Origin of the sequence: Salinispora tropica CNB-440, from assembly GCF_000016425.1 — a bacterium.
Lineage (GTDB): Bacteria > Actinomycetota > Actinomycetes > Mycobacteriales > Micromonosporaceae > Micromonospora > Micromonospora tropica.
Genome location: NC_009380.1, coordinates 2,232,729 through 2,254,788 on the forward strand (window position 1 = coordinate 2,232,729; position 22,060 = coordinate 2,254,788).

The 22,060-nt window shown below is 67.6% G+C and carries 21 protein-coding genes, 1 tRNA gene, 1 pseudogene, 1 CRISPR repeat array and 1 riboswitch; of the genes and pseudogenes, 9 read left to right on the forward strand and 14 right to left on the reverse strand.

Annotation, left to right across the window (positions count from 1 at the left end):
• Nucleotides 1–25: 25 nt before the first annotated feature.
• The 4 genes from STROP_RS09910 to STROP_RS09925 all read right to left on the reverse strand — a co-directional run bounded on the left by STROP_RS09910 (nucleotide 26) and on the right by STROP_RS09925 (nucleotide 3,393).
• Nucleotides 26–367, reverse strand: a complete 342-nt coding sequence (locus tag STROP_RS09910) for a hypothetical protein (RefSeq protein ID WP_018831838.1) — start codon at nucleotides 365–367, stop codon at nucleotides 26–28.
• Between the two features lie 88 nt (nucleotides 368–455).
• Nucleotides 456–1,532 (reverse strand): ABC transporter substrate-binding protein, encoded by a 1,077-nt coding sequence (locus STROP_RS09915; RefSeq protein ID WP_011905853.1) that lies wholly within the window; start codon nucleotides 1,530–1,532, stop codon nucleotides 456–458.
• Nucleotides 1,529–2,362 carry an ABC transporter ATP-binding protein gene (locus STROP_RS09920; RefSeq protein WP_011905854.1) on the reverse strand — a complete coding sequence of 278 codons (834 nt, stop codon included), beginning with the start codon at nucleotides 2,360–2,362 and terminating at the stop codon, nucleotides 1,529–1,531. The genes STROP_RS09915 and STROP_RS09920 overlap by 4 nt, the downstream gene beginning before the upstream one ends.
• Nucleotides 2,359–3,393: a FecCD family ABC transporter permease gene (locus tag STROP_RS09925; RefSeq protein WP_043535315.1), complete on the reverse strand. Its 1,035-nt coding sequence runs from the start codon at nucleotides 3,391–3,393 to the stop codon at nucleotides 2,359–2,361. The genes STROP_RS09920 and STROP_RS09925 overlap by 4 nt, the downstream gene beginning before the upstream one ends.
• Before the next feature lie 44 nt (nucleotides 3,394–3,437).
• A riboswitch (cobalamin riboswitch) is annotated at nucleotides 3,438–3,621 on the reverse strand.
• A 346-nt stretch (nucleotides 3,622–3,967) separates the two neighbouring features.
• Here STROP_RS09925 and STROP_RS09930 point away from each other — a divergent pair.
• A complete protein-coding gene (locus tag STROP_RS09930; protein WP_011905856.1) occupies nucleotides 3,968–4,609 on the forward strand; it encodes a hypothetical protein in 642 nt (213 codons plus the stop codon).
• A gap of 55 nt (nucleotides 4,610–4,664) precedes the next feature.
• The gene (locus STROP_RS25645; RefSeq protein WP_238380290.1) at nucleotides 4,665–4,892 is read left to right on the forward strand and encodes a hypothetical protein; all 228 of its coding nucleotides are present in this window, start codon (nucleotides 4,665–4,667) and stop codon (nucleotides 4,890–4,892) included.
• A gap of 147 nt (nucleotides 4,893–5,039) precedes the next feature.
• Here the strand turns inward: STROP_RS25645 and STROP_RS23280 are convergent, their stop codons facing one another.
• The 3 genes from STROP_RS23280 to STROP_RS09950 all read right to left on the reverse strand — a co-directional run bounded on the left by STROP_RS23280 (nucleotide 5,040) and on the right by STROP_RS09950 (nucleotide 6,992).
• Nucleotides 5,040–5,231, reverse strand: a complete 192-nt coding sequence (locus STROP_RS23280) for a hypothetical protein (protein ID WP_018831833.1) — start codon at nucleotides 5,229–5,231, stop codon at nucleotides 5,040–5,042.
• An 8-nt stretch (nucleotides 5,232–5,239) separates the two neighbouring features.
• Nucleotides 5,240–5,755: a CRISPR direct-repeat array (repeat unit 28 nt; unit sequence GGAGCACCCCCACGTGCGTGGGGAGGAC).
• 548 nt (nucleotides 5,756–6,303) lie between these two features.
• Nucleotides 6,304–6,483 (reverse strand): hypothetical protein, encoded by a 180-nt coding sequence (locus STROP_RS09945; protein ID WP_148217340.1) that lies wholly within the window; start codon nucleotides 6,481–6,483, stop codon nucleotides 6,304–6,306.
• Nucleotides 6,484–6,614: 131 nt separating this feature from the next.
• Entirely contained in the window at nucleotides 6,615–6,992 is a 378-nt protein-coding gene (locus STROP_RS09950) for a VOC family protein (protein WP_011905858.1), read from the reverse strand.
• Nucleotides 6,993–7,761: 769 nt separating this feature from the next.
• On the opposite strand from STROP_RS09950, the gene wrbA reads away from it, so the two are divergent.
• The 3 genes from wrbA (at nucleotide 7,762) to STROP_RS09970 (ending at nucleotide 10,338) form a co-directional block, all read left to right on the forward strand.
• A complete protein-coding gene (wrbA, locus tag STROP_RS09955; protein ID WP_011905859.1) occupies nucleotides 7,762–8,379 on the forward strand; it encodes an NAD(P)H:quinone oxidoreductase in 618 nt (205 codons plus the stop codon).
• Between the two features lie 776 nt (nucleotides 8,380–9,155).
• Complete coding sequence (locus STROP_RS09965) at nucleotides 9,156–9,533, forward strand: hypothetical protein (protein ID WP_028569118.1); 378 nt, start codon at nucleotides 9,156–9,158, stop codon at nucleotides 9,531–9,533.
• 163 nt (nucleotides 9,534–9,696) lie between these two features.
• Nucleotides 9,697–10,338: a hypothetical protein gene (locus tag STROP_RS09970; RefSeq protein ID WP_011905861.1), complete on the forward strand. Its 642-nt coding sequence runs from the start codon at nucleotides 9,697–9,699 to the stop codon at nucleotides 10,336–10,338.
• 708 nt (nucleotides 10,339–11,046) lie between these two features.
• Here the strand turns inward: STROP_RS09970 and STROP_RS09980 are convergent.
• The gene (locus STROP_RS09980; protein WP_011905862.1) at nucleotides 11,047–11,631 is read right to left on the reverse strand and encodes a hypothetical protein; all 585 of its coding nucleotides are present in this window, start codon (nucleotides 11,629–11,631) and stop codon (nucleotides 11,047–11,049) included.
• 854 nt (nucleotides 11,632–12,485) lie between these two features.
• Nucleotides 12,486–14,150: an RCC1 domain-containing protein gene (locus tag STROP_RS09985; RefSeq protein WP_011905864.1), complete on the reverse strand. Its 1,665-nt coding sequence runs from the start codon at nucleotides 14,148–14,150 to the stop codon at nucleotides 12,486–12,488.
• Between the two features lie 794 nt (nucleotides 14,151–14,944).
• On the opposite strand from STROP_RS09985, the gene STROP_RS09990 reads away from it, so the two are divergent.
• The 4 genes from STROP_RS09990 (at nucleotide 14,945) to STROP_RS25650 (ending at nucleotide 16,615) form a co-directional block, all read left to right on the forward strand.
• Nucleotides 14,945–15,343: a tyrosine-type recombinase/integrase gene (locus tag STROP_RS09990; RefSeq protein WP_011905865.1), complete on the forward strand. Its 399-nt coding sequence runs from the start codon at nucleotides 14,945–14,947 to the stop codon at nucleotides 15,341–15,343.
• Entirely contained in the window at nucleotides 15,340–15,672 is a 333-nt protein-coding gene (locus STROP_RS09995; RefSeq protein WP_011905866.1) for a helix-turn-helix domain-containing protein, read from the forward strand. The genes STROP_RS09990 and STROP_RS09995 overlap by 4 nt, the downstream gene beginning before the upstream one ends.
• 360 nt (nucleotides 15,673–16,032) lie before the next feature.
• A tRNA-OTHER gene (locus tag STROP_RS24775) sits at nucleotides 16,033–16,161 on the forward strand.
• Between the two features lie 61 nt (nucleotides 16,162–16,222).
• Entirely contained in the window at nucleotides 16,223–16,615 is a 393-nt protein-coding gene (locus tag STROP_RS25650; RefSeq protein WP_238380292.1) for a hypothetical protein, read from the forward strand.
• A gap of 117 nt (nucleotides 16,616–16,732) precedes the next feature.
• Here STROP_RS25650 and STROP_RS25655 read toward each other — a convergent pair.
• From STROP_RS25655 to STROP_RS10025, 5 genes and pseudogenes are all read right to left on the reverse strand, one after another.
• Nucleotides 16,733–17,737 (reverse strand): annotated as a pseudogene (locus STROP_RS25655) (recombinase family protein); the annotation flags it as partial.
• Between the two features lie 63 nt (nucleotides 17,738–17,800).
• Nucleotides 17,801–18,100 carry a hypothetical protein gene (locus STROP_RS10005; RefSeq protein WP_043535320.1) on the reverse strand — a complete coding sequence of 100 codons (300 nt, stop codon included), beginning with the start codon at nucleotides 18,098–18,100 and terminating at the stop codon, nucleotides 17,801–17,803.
• A 650-nt stretch (nucleotides 18,101–18,750) separates the two neighbouring features.
• Complete coding sequence (locus STROP_RS10010; protein WP_011905869.1) at nucleotides 18,751–19,635, reverse strand: replication-relaxation family protein; 885 nt, start codon at nucleotides 19,633–19,635, stop codon at nucleotides 18,751–18,753.
• A gap of 613 nt (nucleotides 19,636–20,248) precedes the next feature.
• The gene (locus STROP_RS24435; protein WP_238380293.1) at nucleotides 20,249–20,755 is read right to left on the reverse strand and encodes a hypothetical protein; all 507 of its coding nucleotides are present in this window, start codon (nucleotides 20,753–20,755) and stop codon (nucleotides 20,249–20,251) included.
• A gap of 199 nt (nucleotides 20,756–20,954) precedes the next feature.
• The gene (locus tag STROP_RS10025; RefSeq protein WP_187151619.1) at nucleotides 20,955–22,022 is read right to left on the reverse strand and encodes a helix-turn-helix domain-containing protein; all 1,068 of its coding nucleotides are present in this window, start codon (nucleotides 22,020–22,022) and stop codon (nucleotides 20,955–20,957) included.
• Between the last annotated feature and the right edge of the window lie 38 nt (nucleotides 22,023–22,060).

A 22,060-nucleotide genomic window follows, 5' to 3' on the forward strand; every position in this document is an offset into this window, starting at 1 on the left:
CCGAACCAAGGAGCTGACGGCATCATCAAGGAGCTGAGGCATCCGGGGCGGCGATGACCGACAACTCGAGAACACTCGGCAGCTTGGCTTTTCCGGGCCCACCCGCCTGGATCCACTCGATGAGGTCGGTGAGCACCGCGTCGTCGAGGACCAGGCCGAACCATACCGGGCGGGCGCCGGCCCTTCGGGCGGCCGGCGCCGGGTTAACCACGAAGACGTTGGACTGGGCGCAGACGTCCAGGCAGTCGCTGGTGCGTACCCGATGGTCCCGGCCCAGGGCCGAACGGACCCGGTCCAGCTGTGCATCATGGTCGACCTGTGGATGTTTTGGCCGGCTGCCGCAGCAGCAGTCCCGGCACACGGTCACTGTGCAGCCCACGTTACCTCTCAAGACTGATAAATACGGTGGCCGGTGCGGGTGCGTATGCTCCCCGCGCCGGAACCAAGCTGCGGGGTCACTTGAGCCAGTCGTTGCCGGGCAGCTCGCTGAGCTGCCGGACGTCGAGCGTCGGGGAGATCGATGACGTCGGGGCGACGCCGAAGTGCTCCACCGCTTCACGGACCCATTCGGCCGCATCGATGTTGAGAGGGCCGGAGACCCACATGGCGTACGGCAGGTTGACGAAACGTCCCTTCTTGACGGCCTCGAGGTTGCGGGATGCTGGGTTGGCTTTCAATATGTCGACTTTCTGCTGGTACGACTGTCCCGGGTAGTCGACGAAGAAGATGACGTCCGGATTTGATGCGGCGAGCCGCTCCCAACCCACCTCTGTCCAGGTGTCCTTCACGTCGGCGGTGGCGTTGGCGACCCCTGCGGCGTCGAAGACGGCTTGCGGGCCACCGTACGAACCGGAGGTGAAAATGGCATCGGTCCCGGAGTCGAAGAGGAACACGGTCGGCTTCTCGCCACTCGCGGGGGCCGCCGCCAGTGATGCCAGCCGCTTCTCGATGTCGGCGACGACAGCGTCCGCGTTCTCGCGGTGGCCGGTCAGCGTGCCGATGTTGCGCAGGTCGGTGGTGAGCGCGGTCCACGCGTCCATCGTGCCGCGAGCGCCGCTTTCCTGCTTGCAGGTCTCGCTGAGGAGGTAGGTCTTGATGCCGCGGTTTGACAGGTCCTCCGGCATCAGGTTACGGGACTTGCTGAATCCGTATCCGTAGCCGGCGAACATCATCTCCGGCTTGACCGCCAAAACGTTCTCCAGGGTGGGGTACTCGCCCCCGACCTCCTTCAGCTGATCGATCCGGGCCTCGGGATAGGCGAGCTCAAGCACGTCCCGGTCCTGGTCCATTCCGGTGACGGCGATCAGTTGATCGCGTGCGCCGACGGACAGCACGATCGAGATGATGCCGCCGTCGTGCGCGTACAGCTGGCTGATGGGCTTGTCGACACTCAGTTCCTGCCCGCAGTTTTGGACAGTGATGGCGCCGGTGGCCGCGCTCGATCCGGCCTCTCCGGAGGCGCACGCGGTGAGGGTGGACAGGCCGAGAACAAGAGCGGTGACACGGGTACGGCCGGGCGAAGAGGCAGTCATGCTGGTGCGGTGTCCTCTCGGGGGTGGATGAGCAGATGGTGCTGTGGAAGGCCGGGGTGGAGCACCTGAACGGAGCCGACGCCGAAGTGCGTGTCGACGTGGTGGGCGCCGAGTACCTCGGCGGGCGGGCCGACGGCGACGATGCCCGCCGGTTCCGAGGTCGGGTCGCTGCCCTCGCGCCAGCCGACGAGGGCCAGCCGGTCGAAGAAGCGCAGGGCGAGATCGAGGTCGTGCACGGTGGCCACCAGCGTCCGGGCGCGTGTGGCGAAGACCTCGAGTAGTTCGAGCTGCCAGGCGACGTCGAGGTGGTTGGTCGGCTCGTCGAGCAGCACTACCGGGCATTGCTGGGCCAGGCCGCGTGCCAGGACTGCCCGGCGCCGCTCGCCGCCGGATAGCTGGTCGACGACGGTGTCGATCCGGTCGCCCAGTCCGACGGCGTCGAGGGCGCCGAGTACCAGGTTGTGCTCGGTGCGGCCACCGCGTGCCCAGGGACGGCTCTGTGGCACCCGGCCGAGGGCAACCATCTCACCGACCCGCAGCTCGGAGGTTGTCACGTCTTCCTGGGGCACGTAGGCGAGCCGCCGGGCTCGCTCCCGGCTCGGGAGGCGCCGCAGATCGACCAGCCCGCCCCGTCCGTCGGCGATCAGCGCGGTTCCGGAGCTCGGGTGCAGCACTCCGGCAAGCACCCGCAGCAGCGTCGTCTTCCCGGCACCGTTCACCCCGACGATGCCGAGCCGGCCGCCATCGGCGACGTCGAGGTCCACGTCACGCAGCACGGTGTGGTCACCCAGCTTGGCGGAGACGCCATGCAGGCGCAGGGCGGGGGTCATCGGTCACCACCAAACCGGTAGGCGCCTCGACCCATGAGCAGCAGGAACAGGGGCGCCCCGAGCACGCCGGTCACCACGCCCAGGGGTATCTCCTGCGGTCGCACCGCCACGCGGGCCAGTACGTCTACCCAGACGAGGAACACCGCACCAGCCAACGCCGCAACCGGTAGGACGACCCGGTGCCGGGCGCCCACGACCAGCCGGGCCGCGTGCGGAACGATCAGCCCGACGAACCCCACTCCTCCGCTGACTGCCACCAGCACACCCACCACCACGGACAGACACACGAACAGCGCCAACCGCATCGCGGCAACGTTGATTCCGAGAGCCACGGCCGTCTCTGGCCCGGCTGCCAGCGCGTCCAGCCATCTATGCACGGCCAGCAAGCCAGCTGCAAGGACGACGACGAACGCGGCGGGTATCCCGAGCTTTTCCCAGGTGGCTCCGCCGACGCTACCCAGCATCCAGAACATCACCGAGTTGGCCGCGCGCTCACTGTCGCTGAGAAAGACCAGCAGCGAGGCGATCGCCGACAACCCGGAGGACAGGACGACGCCGGAGAGCACCAACCGGATCGGGGTCAGGCCGCCCTGCGCGGTGGCGATCAGCCAGATCAGCAGCGCGGATCCGACCGCGCCGAGCAGCGCCCCGGTCGACACCGCGTAGAGGCCGAGCCCAGCGAGCGCGCCGGTGGTGAGGGCCGCGGTGGCACCCACCGAGGCGCCCGAGCTGATGCCCAACAGGTAGGGGTCGGCCAGGGTGTTGCGCACCAGAGTCTGCATGCCGGCTCCGGCGATCGCCAGGCCCGCGCCCACGACCAGTGCCAGCAGCGCGCGGGGCAGGCGCAGTTCCCAGATGATGACATCCCAGCGGCCGGCGGGCTCACCGGCGAAACGATCGGTGACCGCCGCGACTACCTCTCCGAGCGGAATGCGCTCGGAACCGAAAGCCAGCGAGGCGATCACGCTGAAGACCGACACGATGGCAAGCACGAACATCAGCGGCCAGAACGGCAGCCGGCGCCGGGACATGATGAGGCCTCTCGGGTCTGGAGACCCTGATCGCGAGAGTCCACCGACGAGCATGTGAGCCGACAGGTCTTCGGACTCGGGGTCAACCGGCGGCACGGCCTTCCCAGAGAAGCGCTCTCCAGTGGCGTTATCGTGTCGCCGTCGCCCTCACCGCTGCGCGCCAGTCCCGGAATCTCACCGGAGTTCCCTGGCATCCCTCAGGATGCGGTCGACTCGACCCGGGACACTACACGCCCGCGTCAAGCGGATACACACGCTGTGGATCTCATCCTCGGTGACATCTACCACTTGCTCTGCGCCGGGCCGGCAGCGTCGGCGTACTGCGCGATCGTCGACAGTCCCGGAAGCCGGTCGACGGACAACCTCGGCCGCCGTCCGAGAACGGGCCCGTCGATGACGGGTGCGCGTCGCCCTCCTTCCTGACGACGCGGCCGCCAGCCATGGACGTACTTCAAATCCCGTCTACTGCTGTATACGCCAACTGGTCACCGTAAATCGCCCTAAAATGAAAGATAGTCAGTAAAATATTACTAAAGCTATCTTCCCGTACATTGGTCTTGAGAGGGGCGTACTCATGTCTCACTTCCGTGGTTGGGTCACTCGAAGTGGGTTGGCCGCACTAGCCATGATCGTGACAATGACGCCGACGGCCGCGTCGGCGGGCCCGGCCCAGGTGCAGGTACCCGACCCCGCTCAACGGCACGAGTTGCAGCGCTCACGCGACGGGGACCGCATCTATGACAGGACGTTGGTGATCAAACTTATCCTCGAGCCCGCCGTGACGCAGGAGTCCCCCACGTCCGACCGTCCGAAGGTCGGCGACGTACGGGTCGCGTACGGAACGTCGATCGAGATGAGAACGGGTAGGCCATTCGGGACCTGGAGCAGCCTGGGAACTTTGGTCAATGTCGAACAAGGCAGTGCCATGAGGCACGTGGCAGGCATCTTCGACACGCCGTACGGCCAGATCACTGCCATGGGCCTAGACCCACTGGAGGGAGTCCGAACGTTCGCCATCACCGGTGGTACCGGAGGCTTCGTGGGTGCATCCGGTGTCATCGATGCGGTCTCCGGGCGAGTGGCCGTCTTCACGGTGACCGTTGCAGATCCGCACGCCCTGCGAATCATCTCGGATGACAGCGGTTGGGCCCCTGCGTTCGCGTCCGTTCCGGCCAGGCACTTTCAACTCCACCGAACCAAGTCGTCCCCGTTCTGAAACAGCCCGGGGCAACCAAGCGACGTCTCGTAACTTTCCGGTCCGAATTGCAGTCGTGTGTGATCCTCGGGTCACGACAGTCCCAACCCAGGATGAGGCCGAGGTGGTCTACCTCCAGCAGGTCACCACGTTGGCCGAGGAGCTTGTCGCCACTGACGACCCATACGAGGTGGGGATCGGGATCCATGGGTTGTCGGCGCATGCGTCGACGGAGGTGGAGCCGGCCGGCTTCGTGTGGCTCATCTGGGGCACACTTACCGACTGGGTAGAGCTTCAAGCCTGACGAGACGGAACAAGCCGCAGCTGAAATGGTTCGGGCGGCACGGGAGTGGCTATCGCTGGACCTTGCCGACCGCGCGGCCGTGGCCAGGTATCTGAACTACTGGGTGTACGACGTGTGCGGCTATGCCAGGCCGGCCACCTCCGGCGCTTACTGATTACGAAACATGTCTGGTGGGCGCGCGTCAACGGCTTCGGCGATGCCCCAGAAGCTCTCGTCGAGGGCGCTGGTGCCGCCGGCAGCGGCGGCGAGGTGTTCCGCGGTCTCGGGTACGCAGCCCAGCACAGTGGTGATAACGGTGACCTGGGTCGTGGTGGGTAGGAGCCCGGCCGGCGAAGACATCCATGACCACGGCACCCCCACGTGCGTGGGGAGGACTGTGCCGACCGGACACCGATCACCGTCCCCGGCGGAGCACCCCCACGTGCATGGGGAGGACGCCTCGGCCTTCACCGGGCAGCCGTCGCACGCCGGAGCACCCCCACGTGCGTGGGGAGGACGTGGCCCGATGACGAGCGACCACTACACCCAGCGGAGCACCCCCACGTGTGTGGGGAGGACGCACGTAGCACCGCCACGGCGGTGTCCGCCATGGGAGCACCCCCACGTGCGTGGGGAGGACGCCTCGGCCTTCACCGGGCAGCCGTCGCACGCCGGAGCACCCCCACGTGCGTGGGGAGGACCGCGCCGCGGCTGTCACCGGGTTCGACGGTGACGGAGCACCCCCACGTGTGTGGGGAGGACCGCGCCGCGGCTGTCACCGGGTTCGACGGTGACGGAGCACCCCCACGTGTGTGGGGAGGACTGGCTAATGTCCCCATGGGCGAGCAACGCCCACGGAGCACCCCCACGTGTGTGGGGAGGACACTTTGCGACCTGCGTGTTTATCCGCCTTGGGAGCGGTTTTGCGTCGGGCGGGTCGTGGTGTCGTATGGCTGTGGTTGCATGCTGATGCCTTGCGAGCGGAGACGAATGGAGGCGGTTGGATAGGGGTCGATCAGGATGGGGCCGATGTTGGGATCTGGGGTAAGTCTAATCGTCTTCTGAGGCCGTATCCGGTGCTCTGGCATTTGATCGATCTTTCAAGGCGGCCCGCAACGGGCCGCACTCGCCGCCGCCTGGGCACACGCCGGCCGCTGTCGCTCTGCGGCCGTCACGCCTGACGCCCGGCAGCTGGCGCGGACAGCGGGAAGCCCGGGGGCCGCCGCAGAACGACAGACCGTTGACGGGTGAGGGGTGGCCGGCAGCCGGCCTGGCCGCGCGGCCACATGCCCACGCGGCGTAAGGGAGCGCACGCCAGCCCCGTCGGCGAACTGCCGGCGGTCGCGGGGTTGCGGCCAGTGCGCCTCCGGGCGTGGGCGCTCCGGCTCCAGGATGGCCGGTGATCCGTCGGCGGGTCGCGGTCCGTGGGTGGTTACGGGAGCGCCATCCCGCTGCCGAAGACCCGGGGTGAGTCGAGCAGGCCGCCGCCGAGACCGCCAGCGTCCGTCCGTGCGCCAAGGCCGCCCCTTGACGTGGCGGCCCCGACGGCGGCCTGCTCCCACAAGGGGCGGGTCGACGGCGATGGGACGGCGAGGTTCTGCTGGCTGGGCATATGCCTCACCAACACGCATGCGACACGGGGCGGGGCGAGCGTCCACCCGGCACCTCAGCTATTGATGGGGTCGCCAGATGTTGTCGGCGGCTGCGGGGTGGCGGCTGCGTCGATCGTTTGGGCGAGGGCCGTCAGAGTGGGTCAAGGCGGTGCTTGAGCAGGCAGAACTCGTTGCCTTCTGGATCGGCGAGGACGTGCCAGGACGCATTCGCAGGCTGACCGATGTCGACGAGTTTGGCCCCGGCGGCCAGGAGGCGCTCGAGCTCGGCGTCCTGATCGCGGTCGGTGGGATTGACGTCGATGTGCAGCCGGGCATGCCCGTTCTTCGGCTCGTCGTTGCGGATGAGGAAGATCGTCGGCTGCCCGCCGAACCCTTCGCGCGGGCCTATCTCGATGTAGATCTTCGCTTCGCGATCGAGCTCTACGAAGTCCAGGACCTCGCACCAGAACCGCGCCAGCACCTCCGGGTCGCGGCACTTGAGCACGAGCTCACCGATACGGCATGCCATTGACGAAACCTACTCTCAGCATGAGAAGTGCCGGGGCGGTCGCACGCGGATCTTTGGCGCCACCCGCAGTGAGAACGAGTTCGCGATCGTACCGGGCGAGGCGAGCGGGGCTGGACGAGGGTGCCCGTCGAGCCGAGCCGAGCACCACTCGCCGACCCGGGGTGAGTACCGGCGGGGCTGACGGTCGTCAGTCAGCAGGAAGTCAGCGCGACGCGCGACAACAGCCGTCAACCGTTGGTCCGGGACAGCAAAGTCCCGGACCAAAGCACCAGTCGTCTGCATTGATCAGCAAGCATCAACTGTGTGTAGCCTCCTTTGGAAAACAGGGGTGAGGGGGTGCGGTCCACGCGCCGCCATGCCCGATCCGTGCCCGATGGAGCGATCAGCAGGGGTCAACAGCGGTCCTGTCGCAGGACATCGACTGGTTTCTCCGTGCTTGGTAGCCAGGTGGCACGACCACTCGCCATCGCAATCGCGCCGATTCCCAAGCTGACCGTCCCATCGCAGCTCACCCGTTGCGACTTTCATCTTCACCTTTGACAGACCAAAGCCGTCGGCCATCACCGGCCGCCCGTTCAGCTTCTGATTGCTGCCGGCTATGTCTCTGGCGTCATCATCCCGGTCGGCGGTGGCCTCGGGGACGTGAAGGGCGAATGTCCTCCGGAGTCTGGCCCGCCGTTTGCCGCTGCAACTATGGGGTAGCCGGGCTCGGCAAACGCCCGTGTCCGCGCGCCGGGACCAACCCCGAAGGCGAGGAGGAAGACATCCGATGGCTGCCCAGACCAAGGTCGCGGTGATCTACTACAGCTCAACGGGCATCACGTATCAGCTGGCTCAGGCGGTGTGTGAAGCCGCCGGCGACACCGGCGCCGAGGTACGGCTGCGCAAGGTTCGTGAGCTGGCACCGGACGAGGCGATTCGATCGAATTCGGCTTGGCAGGCCCACCGACGCCAGACCCAGGACGTGCCGGAGGCCGAGCCCGACGACCTCACCTGGGCGGATGTGGTGATCTTTGGTTCGCCCACCCGCTACGGCTTGGTCGCCGCTCAGCTCAAGCAGTTCATCGACACCACCGGGCCGCTCTGGACCCGTGGTGCGCTAGCTGACAAGGTTTACTCCGCCTTTACCTCCACCGCCACCCTGCACGGAGGACAGGAGACGACGCTGACGTCCCTCTTCTCGGTTTTCTACCACTGGGGTGGGATCGTGGTGACCCCTGGCTACACCGACCCCAGCCAGTTTGTCGCCGGCAACCCGTACGGCGCCTCGCACACCAGCAACAATGCGGAGGTCGCTCCGGACAGCACCGCGCTCGGCGCGGCGGCCCTCACCGCCCGCCGTGCGGTGAGGATCGGCGCTGCACTGAAACAGGGGCTCGCCGGCTGACGTCGGCGGCCCTCGGTGCTGGCAGCATGTTGTCCAACAGTTCAGCGAGGACCTCAATGCCGTCAGGGCTAAACTGCAACGGCAGTAGACGAATCGAGTACGATTCGCGTTCGTTGGTCCGATTGTGACGGACGTAGATGTTGATCGTTGGGCTATCGCCGCGTCGCGCACACATTGGTCGACGTTGCTTACGGCATCGCCAACCTCCACAACATCATCCTCGCCGGCTGACCGCCAGTCCGGTTTCGGGTAATGCCTTCACCCAGTTTCGAGACGTCCCTTAGTGTGTCAATCGCACTCAGGAGAGGGTCCTTGTCCTGCTGGTATGGCCCAGCCATCTCCTCGACGAAGCCCAACGTCGCGTGGAATCCGATCGGGCGGTAACGCTGAACGCAGGACCGCAGGGCGGACACTCTCCGGCCGTACGGCAGCAACCTGTTGCGGACCTTGCGCGCGTCGCTACCGAAACTCACGGAGCGAGGTTAGCCGTAGGTGGAAAGCATGTGGTAGGACGCGAGTGTCAAGCATGTCCCGTGACGGGACACCTACGACTGAAGTGTTGTCGGGTTTCATTTGATGCGTTTCGGATCGTTGTCAGCTGATCCGTGATACGTCTGGCTAGACGATCATGAGGACTGCTCTTCGGTTGGGATCAAAGGTAGTCGAAGTAGCGGACCCACCACGTAGAGATGCCGGGTCCGCAGGTCCCGTCGTAGCGCTGCCAGAGGGGGTCTTCGGGAATGAGGGTGTAGCCGAGGCCGTCGAGGACCCTGCGGATGCGGGTGGTGTACGTGTCGGTCGACGTCCGTCTGGCAGTTGAAGTCACGGTCGAGTCGCTGGGTCAGTTGGTCGAATCGTGCCCTGGCTCGTCGGTGGTCGTGGCTCGCGGGGAACTCGAGGTGGTCGGGCTTTCGGGCTTTGAATCGGGCGATGGGCTTGGTGGTGGTGCGGGGAACTTCGGTGAGGAGCTGGTCGCCGTCGTAGATGCGGACGGTGGTGTCAGCGGCTTCGACGGTGACGATGCGCCCGGCGTGGGCGATGCCGGGGTGGATGCGTTGGCCGGCGATGACGAGGCTGCCGCGGCTGCTGCCCCCACCGGTCGACGCGTTGGCTGTGACCTTCGGAGATCTACGGCGCTGAGTCTTTGCCGGTAGTTGGCGCCGGACGGTACGGGTCGCCTCGATCTTCTGATCGAGGCTTATTTATTCATCGCGTGCTAACAAAGCATTTTTAGGCTTCGGGGGAGAGTCCAACCCCTGTAGCACCACGAACCCGGCGTCGCCGCCGCGATGACGCCGCCACGAGGAGGAACAGCACATGCCCAGGATCACCGCAGGGCTCGCCGCAGCCGTCACGGCTGGCGTCCTCGCGATCGCCGGCACGGCCACACCGGCGCTCGCGAGGTCGAGTGTCACCGCCGAACTGTCCAACTTCCGTGTCGGCATCCAGATGATCGACAACGGCAGCCAGATCGGGGATGCCGAGTACACCCCGTACTCCAACTTCGGCGGCGGATGCTCACCATTCGCCGGAGACACCAACACGTTCGACCCGGACGGTGCCCGGCTTTTCCTGGAGCCGCCGCCGCGCTTCACACCGCTGACACGCGACTTCCGGATCGGCGTTCAGGCCACCGACCGCAACGGCAGCCAGACCGGTGTCCTCCAGTGGTCGCCGTGGGCCGGCGAGGGCGGCGGCGTGAGCCCGTTCGCCTTCGACACCAACGGGTTCGACCCCGACCAGGTCAAGGTCTGCCTGGAGACCCGTAACATGCCGGCCGGCGTCGTGTTCTACGACTTCCGGCTAAGTATCAAAGCGGTCGACCAGGGCAGCGCCGACCAAGGCGGCACGCGTCAGTTCACGCCATGGGCGGCCGACGGCGGGGGCGTCAGCCCATGGGCGTACGACTCCAACGCCTGGGACCCGGACGGTTTCGCGGTCGGCATCGAGGTCTACTGATCACCGCCGAGCAGGCCCAGCGGCTACTGGGTCTGCTCGATGCGGCGGTCTGCCCACCCCGGAAGGGGTCGCTAGTAAGAATGTGCGTGGCGGACCTGAATGCTCGGCGAGCTACTGACGGTACCCATCCTCGGCCCTTTGGTGTCAGATACTCCCCGATCGCGACCCTGGTCAGGCTGCTCGGTCTTGGTTGTGGCTAGGGGCAGGGTGGACAGGGCTCGTACGGCGTCGGCGAGGGAGGTAGGTCGGTCCGGTACGGCAAGCATGTCAGTTCCCGTGCGGCGGTGATGTGAGGGTTCATTGAGCCCTGTTCGGCCACAGCGCTACTAGGAAAGCTCGGCCAGTGCGGGTGCGTCCGTCCCCACATGGTCAGGACCTCCCGGCTGAGGTGTAGCCCTGTCGGGGTCACCGTCGCCGTCCTGCTGCATCTGCTGCACCTCGGACGGCTCGAGGCCCAGCCGGGTCAGCCACTTCAGCGTTCCACGGGTCCATATGAACGTCACATCAACAGTGCAGTGCACTACGCGGGTGGGCGGACTGGCGGATCGTGGTCGTACACATGTTCTATCCACATGGTGTGGATAGCGAGTGCTACCGCAGGAAGAGCCGGATCGGACCCCCTGTCAAACGCACTGTTGGCCGGCACCCGAACCGGGTGCCGGCCAACAGTCTCTTTCCCCCTTGGAGGGTTAGGTCTATGTGGTGGGGTCAGCTGGTCCAGTGCTCGGCCACGAGGTCGGCGGCCTGGGTCTCCCACTGGGCGTAGTGGAACGGGTACGCCGACACCTGCACCGTCTGGGCGGCCTCGGTCAACGGCATCTCCTGCCAACCCTCAACCTGCTTCAGACCGTCCAGGAACGCGGTGGTGGAGTAGGCGGGGTCGGTGATCTGCTCCACCGTGCCCCAGCCGGAGGACGGGCGCTGCTGGAACAGGCCCTGCGAGTCGTGGTCGTTGCGGTCACCCAGGTGACCCAGGTTCTCCAGCTTCGACTCCTGCAAACTGGTCGCGATCGCCACGACGGCGGCCCGCTCGTCCATCCCGGCGGCCTTCGTGGCCTCAATGATGGCCTTGACGTTCGACACCTGCTCGTCACCCAGGCTGATCCGTGACTGCTCGCCCTGGGTGCCGTGCGGGATCAGGGTGTCCAGGTCCGGCTTCGCGACCTGCACCGCCGCGGCCGAAGCCGAAGCCGGGGCACTGTCGGTGTAGGTGGCCAGGGGACCGGCGACGACACCGGTGGACAGGGCCAGACCAGCAACACCAAGGACGCTACGACGCAGAATCGTGTTCATCAGGTGTGCTCCATTCGGGGGTCGACACCCACACACATCCCGAAAAGGGGGTCGGGAGCGGGGTGCAAGCACCGTCCGGCGCTCAACAGAACAAACGAAAGAAGATCCTCAGACGACCGCGGCCCTGGACGGGCTCACACGACGCCGGGTCCAGATGTAACGACCGGCCGGCCCCCATCATTCCCGGGGCACACGCACAGGCGACACCCGCCGGAGCGGGGCGCTTCCTCGGCCGTACGCAGGGTGTAACGCCCCGACGCCCGCCGAGATTCCACCACCACCGCACCCCACACGGGCATCAACCGGGCACCGGTGATGACAATCCAACAGTTTCACATTCACCCCTACACGCCTCATAAAGTGTTCATGGGCGTGTATAGGGCATCACCGAACAGCGGCTGACTCATCAATGGGGAGTGGAACCTACTTAGTGCCAACAGCGTCCGATGGTGCCCCACCGCCCTGCGGTTCGGGGCTCTGGCCTGGGGCCTCGCCAGACGGGGGTGTCGGGACGGGCGTACGGATTCGTTGCACGGTCGTCGGGATCGGTCCCGACAACCGGTTCGGCGGCCGACAGGTCTGGGTGGGCGCGCGGCGATGGCTGTGGCGATACGTCAGAAGCTCTTGTCGAGGGGCGCTGGTGCCGCCGGCAGCGGCAGCGAGGTGGTCCACGGTCTCGGATACGCAGCCCAGCACAGTGGTCAAACCAGTGATCTGGGTGGTGATGGCGGGTAGGAGCCGGCCGGCGAGGACATCCATGACCACGGTGGTGGCGGCGCACGACCTGCGACGGCCCGTCCGGAAGCCCTCGTTTCTAGGGCACCCGCACCAAGATCGCCCCTCGACGTTGGTCCTCACGGGTTGGTTGGTCGGCGTCGGTGAGTGAGGTGGATGAGGGTGGCGCCGGTGAGGGTGAGCAGGGTGGCGGCGCCGATGGTCGTGGGCAGGTTGGGGCCGGTGATGGGCAGGTCGGGCTCGTCGGGTGGTGGGGCGATGGTGATGCTGATGGGTGGGGATTGGCTGTTGGGGCAGGTGTTGGTGCTGGTGTAGTTGGCGGTGAGGGTGTGGGTGCCTGCGGGCAGTGTGGTGGTGTGGGTGGCGTTGGTGGTGAGGGGTACGACGGCGAGGGTGGTGGTGCCGGTGCGGAAGGTGATGGTTCCGGTGGGGGTGTCGGTGGTGCAGGTGACCGTGGCGGTGAGGGTGACATCCTGATCCGCTGCCGGGTTTGCCGGTGTGACCTGCAATGTGGTGGTGGACGTTGGTGGTGCGACCAGGGCCATGCCGTGGTTGTCCATGCTGACGAGTACGGTGATCGTGGTGCCTGCGGGTAGGCCGACCGTCACAGGTGTGCTGCGGTCGGTGGTGGTCCCGTCGCCCAACTGGCCATACGAGTTGCCACCCCAGGCGAGGACGGCGCCAGTGTCGGTGAGCGCCAGGCTGTGGTAGTAGCCGGCGGCGAGGGCGGTGATCGTGGTGCCTGCGGGTAGGCCGACCGTCACAGGTGTGCTGCGGTCGGTGGTGGTCCCGTCGCCTAACTGGCCATTCGAGTTGCTACCCCAGGCGAGGACGGCGCCAGCGGAGGTGAGCACCAAAGTATGGGAGCGGCCGGCGGCGAGGGCGGTGATCGTGGTGCCTGCGGGTAGGCCGACCGTCACAGGTGTGCTGCGGTTGGTGGTGGTCCCGTCGCCTAACTGGCCATTCGAGTTGCTACCCCAGGCGAGGACGGCGCCAGTGTCGGTGAGCGCCAGACTGTGGTCGTAGCTGGCGGCGAGGGCGGTGATTGTGGTGCCTGCGGGTAGGCTGACCGTCACAGGTGTGCTGCGGTCGGTGGTGGTCCCGTCGCCCAACTGGCCACGCGAGTTGCTACCCCAGGCGAGGGCGGCGCCAGTGTCGGTGAGCGCCAGACTGTAGGTGCTGGCGGCGAGGGCGGTGATCGTGGTGCCTGCGGGTAGGCCGACCGTCACAGGTGTGCTGCGGGCGGTGGTGGTCCCGTCGCCTAACTGGCCATTCGAGTTGCTACCCCAGGCGAGGACGGCGCCAGTGTCGGTGAGCGCCAGACTATGGCGGCGGCCGGCGGCGAGGGCGGTGATCGTGGTGCCTGCGGGTAGGCCGACCGTCACAGGTGTGCTGCGGTCGGTGGTGGTCCCGTCGCCCAACTGGCCACGCGAGTTGCTACCCCAGGCGAGGACGACGCCAGTGTCGGTGAGCGCCAGACTATGGGAGCCGCCGGCGGCGAGGGCGGTGATCGTGGTGCCTGCGGGTAGGCCGACCGTCACAGGTGTGCTGCGGGCGGTGGTGGTCCCGTCGCCCAACTGGCCGGAGAAGTTGTCGCCCCAGGCGAGGACGGTGTCCGACACGACGACAGACGACGACAGCCCGGACTGCGCGATCGCGGGCCATGTGCCGAGTGCCTGCGTGACCGTCACCGCCAACGCGAGAAAGAGCCACCCAGCGAGGACGCGCACCACCCCGCATGCTCCAGCGCCACGGACTACCCACGGGCAGAGTCCCTGCATCATTGCCTACTCCCGACAAAAACCACTAACAGAACGAACACCATTCTTAACCACCTATCTCTGCAAGACGCGTAGTGAAACGCTTCCAACACGGAGTAGCCCGGCAGCCCGCATGACGCGGCCTGAAGCCTGAGCTACGGGTATCGCGGAACTCACTGGGAAGCGGTCGGCCTTGAAGAACATGAAGGTCTTGCCGACCCTCGCATCGGGACACCCAAACCAAGATCACCCTAAATGTGATGTTCCCGAACGCTGGTCCTCACGCCCCGGCTGGGCGGCGCTCGCCGCAGTCACCCGAGCACGACGCCGCGCTGTCCAAGCGGCCCAGGAGAGCGGCCTGATCCCACCACTGCGTCCAGCGCGTCAGCTGCGGTGCCCAGGAGGCTGCGGCACGGTCGGCTACGCCCTCGGCTGCCACGAGGACACCTGTACCCCAGGCGCATTCGACTGCCATCAAAGCAGTCCATCCCGTCAGTACGCCGCGGTTGTCCGCCGGTTGGGCGCCCCAGACCGTGAGGCCGTACTCCAGCATCTGCGCGCCGGACGCACGATTATGGACGCTGTCGCTGCGACGCGACGGTCGTACGGCGCCTTATCCAACGCGCGCAAAGCCGATCCCGACTACGACGCTGCGGTCATCGATCCGAGGGAGGCGGGCGCCAGAGCGGTGAGCCGGGTGACCATCCCCGCCCGGTGAGCCGAGTCGATACCGGATCCCGGCGATAGCCACAGCGCGGCCCTGAGCGCTACGTGCGGCACGGCAAGGCCAAGAAGGGCTCACTCCGAAACGCCGCAGCGTGCTGACCGTCTTCGACTGGACGAGCGACGTGCTCGACGAGTGGTTCACCGAGGTGCGGCCGCTGCTCGGCGTCGACGGTAACCCGGCGGCCTGGCCGTCGGAACGCGGCCGCCGGGTCGGCAACCAGCGTTTGAACTCCCGGTTCGCCGCCTACCGTGACGCCCTCGGCCTCGACACCGGCCTGGACTTCCACTCGCTGCGCCGCTCCTACGTCACGCACCTCATCGAGGCCGGGCACGACGCCCGGTTCGTCCAGGAACAGGTCGGCCATGAGCACGCCTCCACCACCTCGATCTACACCTGCGTCTCCTCGGACTACCGCACCCGCACCCTGCGCCGGCACCTGGACGCCGTCACCGCTGCCGGGCTCGCCACCCAGCGGGCGAGGCAGGCATGAAACGAAAGGTCGACTACGCCTGGCGGCTACGCGAAGTGATGGCCCAGCACCAAATCTTCACCGCCACCAATCTGATGCCGCTGCTGCGCGACCGCGGCATCGACCTGTCCGCCTCACAGGTCCACCGCCTCGTCTCGGGAACCCCGGAACGGCTGTCACTGCAGGTGCTGTCCGCTTTCTGCGACATCCTCGGCTGCACCCCGGCCGACCTGATCAGCACCAGCGCGCAGAACGCCGGCGTCTGCAAGACCGCCACCGGCGACCTGCCCGCCCCACAGACCGCGGCGAAGCTGCGGCCCCGCCCGGCCCGGATCCTGCCCGACGAATGAGCCCCACCCATACCAACTTTGAGCAGTACGAACGCTGGCACAAACGGGACTGCGTACGCTGCGGCCGGAATGGCAGCTTCGCCGCCCGCTGGCCCGGCGGGCACGTCTGCCGCACCTGCCACGACCGGCGCTGCGGCAACACGGCCGCTGTCCCGGCTGCGGCGCCGACCGGTGCTGCCCGGCCTGCACCCGGCGACGGCGCAGCGGTCTGCCCGGACTGCGCCGGATTCAGCATGTCCTACGCCTGCTCCCGTTGTCGCCGACAGCGCCAGGGGAAGGGCACGCCTGCTCCACTGCGTCCAAAGTGGTGTCGAAACCCGGTGGCCAAGTCCGTGTGGCCGGTGTGATCATCGACATCTGGGGTCGCTAGCTCAACTGGCTAGAGCATTCGACTGAGTAGCGCGTCCACTCTCCGCCTGTGCGGTCATGGAGGCGCTTCCTTCTCCTTGCTGGATCGAAGGGTTCGGGGTTCGAGTCCCCGGCGACCCACAACCCGCACCATTGTGCGAAACGACGGGCCGGTCGATGTCTCGACCGGCCCGTCGTCGTCTTGATCGAGTTGTTCGAGAGGGATCTTGTAGACCGGGGTGAGCGTGCTGCCCTGGATCTTGATCTCGGCGACGTGGGTTTCGATGACCGCTTTGCGCTGGCCTGGGGTTCCGTGTTGCAGGACGTGGGCGAGTTCCCGGCGCAGGCGGTCGATCGCCTTGGGGCTGGGCATCGCTGGCAGGTCGTGACAGAGCTGGTGGAGTTCATCCTGCCGGGCCCGGAGCTGGTCGAGTTTGCGGGTCAGGTCTTGGACGCGGTGGCCGCAGGTGCGTTCGTCGAGGGTGCCGTTCTCGAACGCGGTGAGGTAGCGGTCGACGGCTGCCTCTGCGGTGCTGATCTGTCCGGCGATGGCGTCGAGTTCGGCTTGGTGCCGGTCGGCGCCGTCAGCGCGTAGCGTCCGCTCGGCCGCGACTGCCTCGATGATCAAGTCCGGTTTGCGGAAGAAGTCGATCAGCCCTTCGGCGACCGTGCCGTCGAGCAGGTCGGCGTCGATGCGGGCCGCATCGCAGCCGCTAGACCCGTAGCGGGCTCGGGTGAAGCAGGTGTAGTAGCGGTAGCGGCGCAGCTTGCCGGTGGCCGAGGTGCCGACGTACTTGCAGCCGCACTTGGGGCAGGTGATCCGGCCGGTCAGGTCGTAGTCGGAGTTGGCGGCGGCGCGTTGGGAGTGAGCCTCGCCGCGGGCTTCGAGGATGGCCTGGCACTGGTTGAACAGGTCTTCGTCGACCAGGGGAGGGTGGGCGTACTCGGCGGTGACGTCGCGGAAGCCGACTTCGCCGAGGTAGAGCCGGTTGCCCAGCATCCGGCCGATGGTGTGCCCGGACCATGGCTTGCCCGCGCGGGTGCGTTTGCCGTGCTCGTTGAGCTTTGCGGCGATGGCGCGGGTGCCGAGCCGGGTTCCGGCGTAGAGGTCGAAGATCTCCTTCACGATGTGCTGCTCGTCTGGGTGTGGGACGAGGCGGTGGGTGTCGGGGTCGACGAGGTAGCCGTAGGGGCGGGGTCCGTGGGTCCATTCGCCTTTGGCGGCTTTGCGTTCCATGCCGTTGATGACGCGGTCGATGATGACTTCGCGTTCGAACTCGGCGAACGCGCCGAGCATCTGCACGAACAGACGTCCGGCGGGGCTGGAGGTGTCGAACGGTTCGGTGGCCGAGCGGAAGTGCACCCCGGCGGCGTCGAGGTCGTCCATCAGGGTAGCCAGGTCGCGGATGCGGCGGGAGAACCGGTCGAGCCGGTAGACGAGCAGCAGGTCGAAGCGCCCGGCGCGGGCAGCAGCGAGGGCCTTTGTCAGGCCGGGGCGGTCGAGGGTGGCGCCGGAGGCGTCGTCGGTGAACCGGGCGGTGATCTGCCAGCCGGGCTGGGAGTCGACGTAGGCGGTCAGTTTCTGGGTCTGGGCCTCGATGGTGTAGGGCTGGTGCTCGTCATCGGTGGAGCGGCGGGTGTAGATCGCCACCCGGAGCATGGTTTCCGGTGTGATCGCCTCCCGCCTGCGGGTCGTCGGCTTTCGTCGTGCTGCCATAGCGGCTCCTTGAAGTGCTGGGGTGGTGTTGCGGCCGAAACAGGTTCGGCCGCAACGAAGGGGTCATGTTTCGTCGTCGCCTTGTTCGGGTGGGTGGGCGGTCCACCACGAGGCGATCAGCGTCGCCCATGCCTGGACTGCCTTGCGGTACTCGTCGGCGGTCATCGGCACGGTCTCAGGCGGTCCGATCGTCCACTGTGTACCAGTCGTCTTACGCGGGCCGGTGGTCTTGCGCGGACCGGTCCGCCTGGTGGCGGTGGATGGCTCGCGTCGGCCGTGCCGGTCCCGGACCGGACGCTTGGCGGTCCGGCCCGGCTCGGCTTCGTGGTCGTCAGCCTGTTCGGCTGGGCTTGGTGGTGGCATTGGCCTCCTCGGGGTCGGCACTCGTGGTGAGCGCGATATACGTCCATGGGGACTCCTTTCGGGTTGAGGACGTGTCAAGGTTGTTGGTCGTGGGTCGGTCCCGCTGCGGGTCCCGGTCCCGCTGATGGTCCGAGTCCCGGTCCCGCTTCAGGTCCCGCTTCCGGTTCCGGTCGCAGTCCCGTTCGATCGGGAGTGGTCCCGCTTCGTCTCCCGTTCGCTGGGCTGTTCGGGCTGGTTCGTGGTGCTGTGGGCGGTCCCGTTCGCCTGTCCTGTTCGGTCCCGGTCAACGGTCCGGTTGCACGACGGTGGTGGTCGTGGCCTGTCCCGGTCCGGGTTGGTTGACCGGGTGGCGTCCGGTGTTGATCGGGTCGATTGCCGCTCCATCCAGGACGGATGTCAAGCCGACCATCGAGCGCGATGGAGTCGTCTGGAGCCGGTTCGCACTATGCGGACGCGCGATGCCGGTGCGGTGGTTCGCGGTTGTCCCTCGCCGACCCGCAGGTGGGCTCGGGGCGCGAACAGGCGCCGGTGGGGATGCGACGGGATAACGGACTGGTGAGGGGCAGACCGTAGCTCCACGGCCTTGCAGGGGTCAGGCGTTGTCAGGTCCGGCGGTCCGACTTGAACCTGACGAGACCTGACGCCGCAGTTCACGGCGTTGCTCGTTGTCTGGTCTGGTCGAAGTCGGCGGGGTCTACCTCGCCGGGCATCGGGAGTTCGGCCAGGCGCAGCAGCGGCGACGCGCTGCCGTGCAGATGCCAGACCGCCTTGGCGGGACTGTGCCCGTCGAGGCGGTCGCGGGCGGCCGTCGCGACGGGCACGGTGAGCCTGGTGTTGTCGAGGCGGCGGTGGAGGTTGGCCTCGCGGGTGGTCGAGTGCAGCCAGAACAGCACGGGCCAGGCCGGGCCGCCGCGGCGGACGAGGTTGCTGTAGCCGGCCAGTTTCTCCACCAGGACGCCGAGGGCCTCGGTGCCCTGGTCGTGTTCGAGGTACCAGACGGTGGTCTGCCCGTGCTCGGACCACACGCCGAGGGCGTCGGCCTGGACCATGCCGTATGCCGTGGTTCCTGGCGGGTTGAAGAAGCGGTTCAGGCGGGTGCCGGGCCACCAGTGGTGCAGGCGGGCTGTGGGGTGGATCCGTTCGTGTGCGGCGAGGTCGGTGAAGAACTGGTTGATGCCGAGCCGGTGGTCGAGGTTGCGGCTGGTGGCGATGCGGTGCAGCCGCGTCGTGCTCGCCGTCCGGCGGGGCGGCTCGTCGCCGCGTGTGGCGGCGACGACCAGGGCTCCGGTGTGGGCCAGGGCGTAGTGGTAGGGGTGGCTGCCTCCCTGTAGCCGGAACGGCCGGAACCGTTCCAGTAGGCTCAGTTCGGTGAGCTGGGTGAGGCGGCGTTGGGCGTAGTTCAGGCTCGGGAACAGGGCGTGCGCGATCTGGAAGCTGGTCAGCACGGAGTGGTCGTAGAGCCAGCCGAGCAGACGCCAGTCCCGCTCGGTGAGCTGGTGCTGCACCCGCAGCACATGATCTGTCGTTGTTCGCATAAGCGCCTCCTGCGATAGGTCTTGGTGCCCCCGGAGGGGAAGAACCCGACAGGGTCTTCTGCACCGCCCCGGGCCGGCCGGTCAGGTCGCGGGCCTGGGCTGTCAGGGTGGAGCCGGGTGCTTGAGGGCGTCACTTTGAAGCTGGACGGGCTCGCCGACCCCGAGGAGCACAGCCACGTGGACCCGGAGCCGACGTGCGGAGCCGGTTGCGTGCCCTGCGACCGGCAGACGGAAGAGCCGTCGCGCCCGATGCCAACGGCGCGACGGCTCTTGGAGACGAGAACGGTGCTAGCGAGTGCAGGGACGTCGCTTCGGGCGGCGTCGTAGTCCTCCAACACGGCGTTCTCGTCAACACGAGAGCCATCAAGTCCGCGGACATGCGCGGGAGTGTTGGAGGACCTCCCCTCCGACCGCCAAACGGCGACCGGGCCACCGCCCCGACGTCGCACTCCAGCGGTCCGGGCAGCTCGGCTGAACGAGACCGAGAGATCCAGGCTACGAGCCTGATGCGGGGCGGTCAATGCAATAGCTCGGCCGCGCGATGCTCGCTGACCTGCGATGTCAGAAGTGGACAGGTCGTGTCAGGTAGGCGTCGCCCCGATGACAGGTGCTGTCAGGAACGCGCGAGCGCCTCCGCGCCGGGCTTCAGCCACGGCGTGCCGACACGGCGCAGCCCGATCAGCTCGGGCCGGGTGACACCGGGTCTGCGCCGTGGCAGCATCCCGCTGCGACGCAGGGTTCGCTCCGCTTCGGTCCGGCTGGGGCACGGCCCCTCGACCCGGCAGGTCCGGCACAGGCCGCTGCCGCTGAGCGTGGCGTGCTCGTTGACGGCCTCCAGCGCGTCGGCTGCCCTGGCCAACGCCGTGCTCGCCAGGTACGTCGTGCCCATCACCGCGCTCCGATCAACAGCACTGGCGTCGCGGTGGGTGGCGTGGGCGCGCAGGGTACGGTCTGCGCGCCCACGCCACGGCACGCTCCGAACGGTTGTGCCGTGCTCGCGAAGGCGGTTCGCAGAGCCGGTCGCACGGAGCGTGCGGTCGAGGACGAGCCGGTGCTCGGCCATTTCTCGGCGCGCGGGGACGTCTCGCTCGATGGCACACTGGGCTTCACCACGGATCACCGTCCTCAGGGTTGTTGCTGGAGGGCGGGCTCACCGGCCACTGGGAGACGCCGTTCGGCATGGGTGAGCCCGCCCGGCGCTCACCACCGCAGCCCATCGGCGAGTACAGCAGCAAGGCCAGCCGTCGCCCCGGCGGCGTGTCCGTCGGGGTCGACAACCACGATCGGCCTCTGCCGCTGGCCAGGCCAGTGACTGGTTGTCAACCCTGCGTCGGGTAGCCAGCGGCAGGGGTCGTTGACCGGCTCAGCGCGGCCGACGCGGCTTCGACCACGGTGGGACAGTGCCCTTGGGCGACCCGGGCGGCTCGCTGGAGCTGGTGGGGCAGCCGGTGCCGTTCGCCGCCGCCGATGGCGTCGTGCAGCGTGGACTCGCCTGTGGTGACGTCTCCGGCGGCGAGCAGCACCTCGGCGATGGTGATCTGCTCGATGATGCGCCATTGCGGCGATGTCGGCAGGGTGGGAGCCGGGGAGGCACTGAGCAGAGCGATCGCTTGCGGGGCGCGGCCGGTGGTGATGAGCCCGCGGAGGTGGACTTCTCGGACGGCTGTGGCGCTGACGAGCGGATCGTCGGAGGCTGGGCGGTCCTGGCTGCGGTGCAGTTCGGTGAGCGTGGCGTCGAACGTCGCGGGGTCCTGGGCGGCGCGTGCGAGTTGGACGAGCGCCGGTGGCCGTTGGTCGGCACTGACGATGGCGATGGCGTGGGCGAGTCGGACCAGGGCTGCGTTGACCCTGCCTGCCTTGCGGAGTTCGTTGCCGTGTACGCGCAGGGTGTAGGCGTGCAAGTCGGTGTCGTCGAGGTGTTCGGCGACGCGCAGTGCCCTGCCGGTCCACCGTATGGCGAACGCCAGCCGTTCCTCTGGCAGCACGTAACCGAGGGAGACACCGAGTTCGGCGCGTGCGCGGGCGAGCAGGAGCAGCATGTCCTTGTCGATGATGCCGTCGGCGGCGCGGGCTTCGAGGCGGGCGACCAGCGGCCACAGCTCGTTGACGGCGGCGGCGCCGTGGCCGGCGTGGCGGGCGATCGTGGCAAGGCGCAGGGTCGAGTATCCAAACTGCAGCATGGTGACGTGGTCGACGGCCTCGGTGTCGGTGACGCCGACCCGGTGCAGTGGGATACCGAGGTGCTGGGCGATGCGCCTCCGGTTGACGATGTCGACGACGTCCCGCCGCCGAGTTTCGATCATGGAGATGTAGGAGGGGTCGTAGCCGAGCTTTTCGGCCAGGGCGAGCTGGCTCGTCCCGGTGGCCTGCCGCCAGGTGCGGATCATTACGCCCAGGTCGCCGGTGGCGAGCGCTGCCGCTGCCT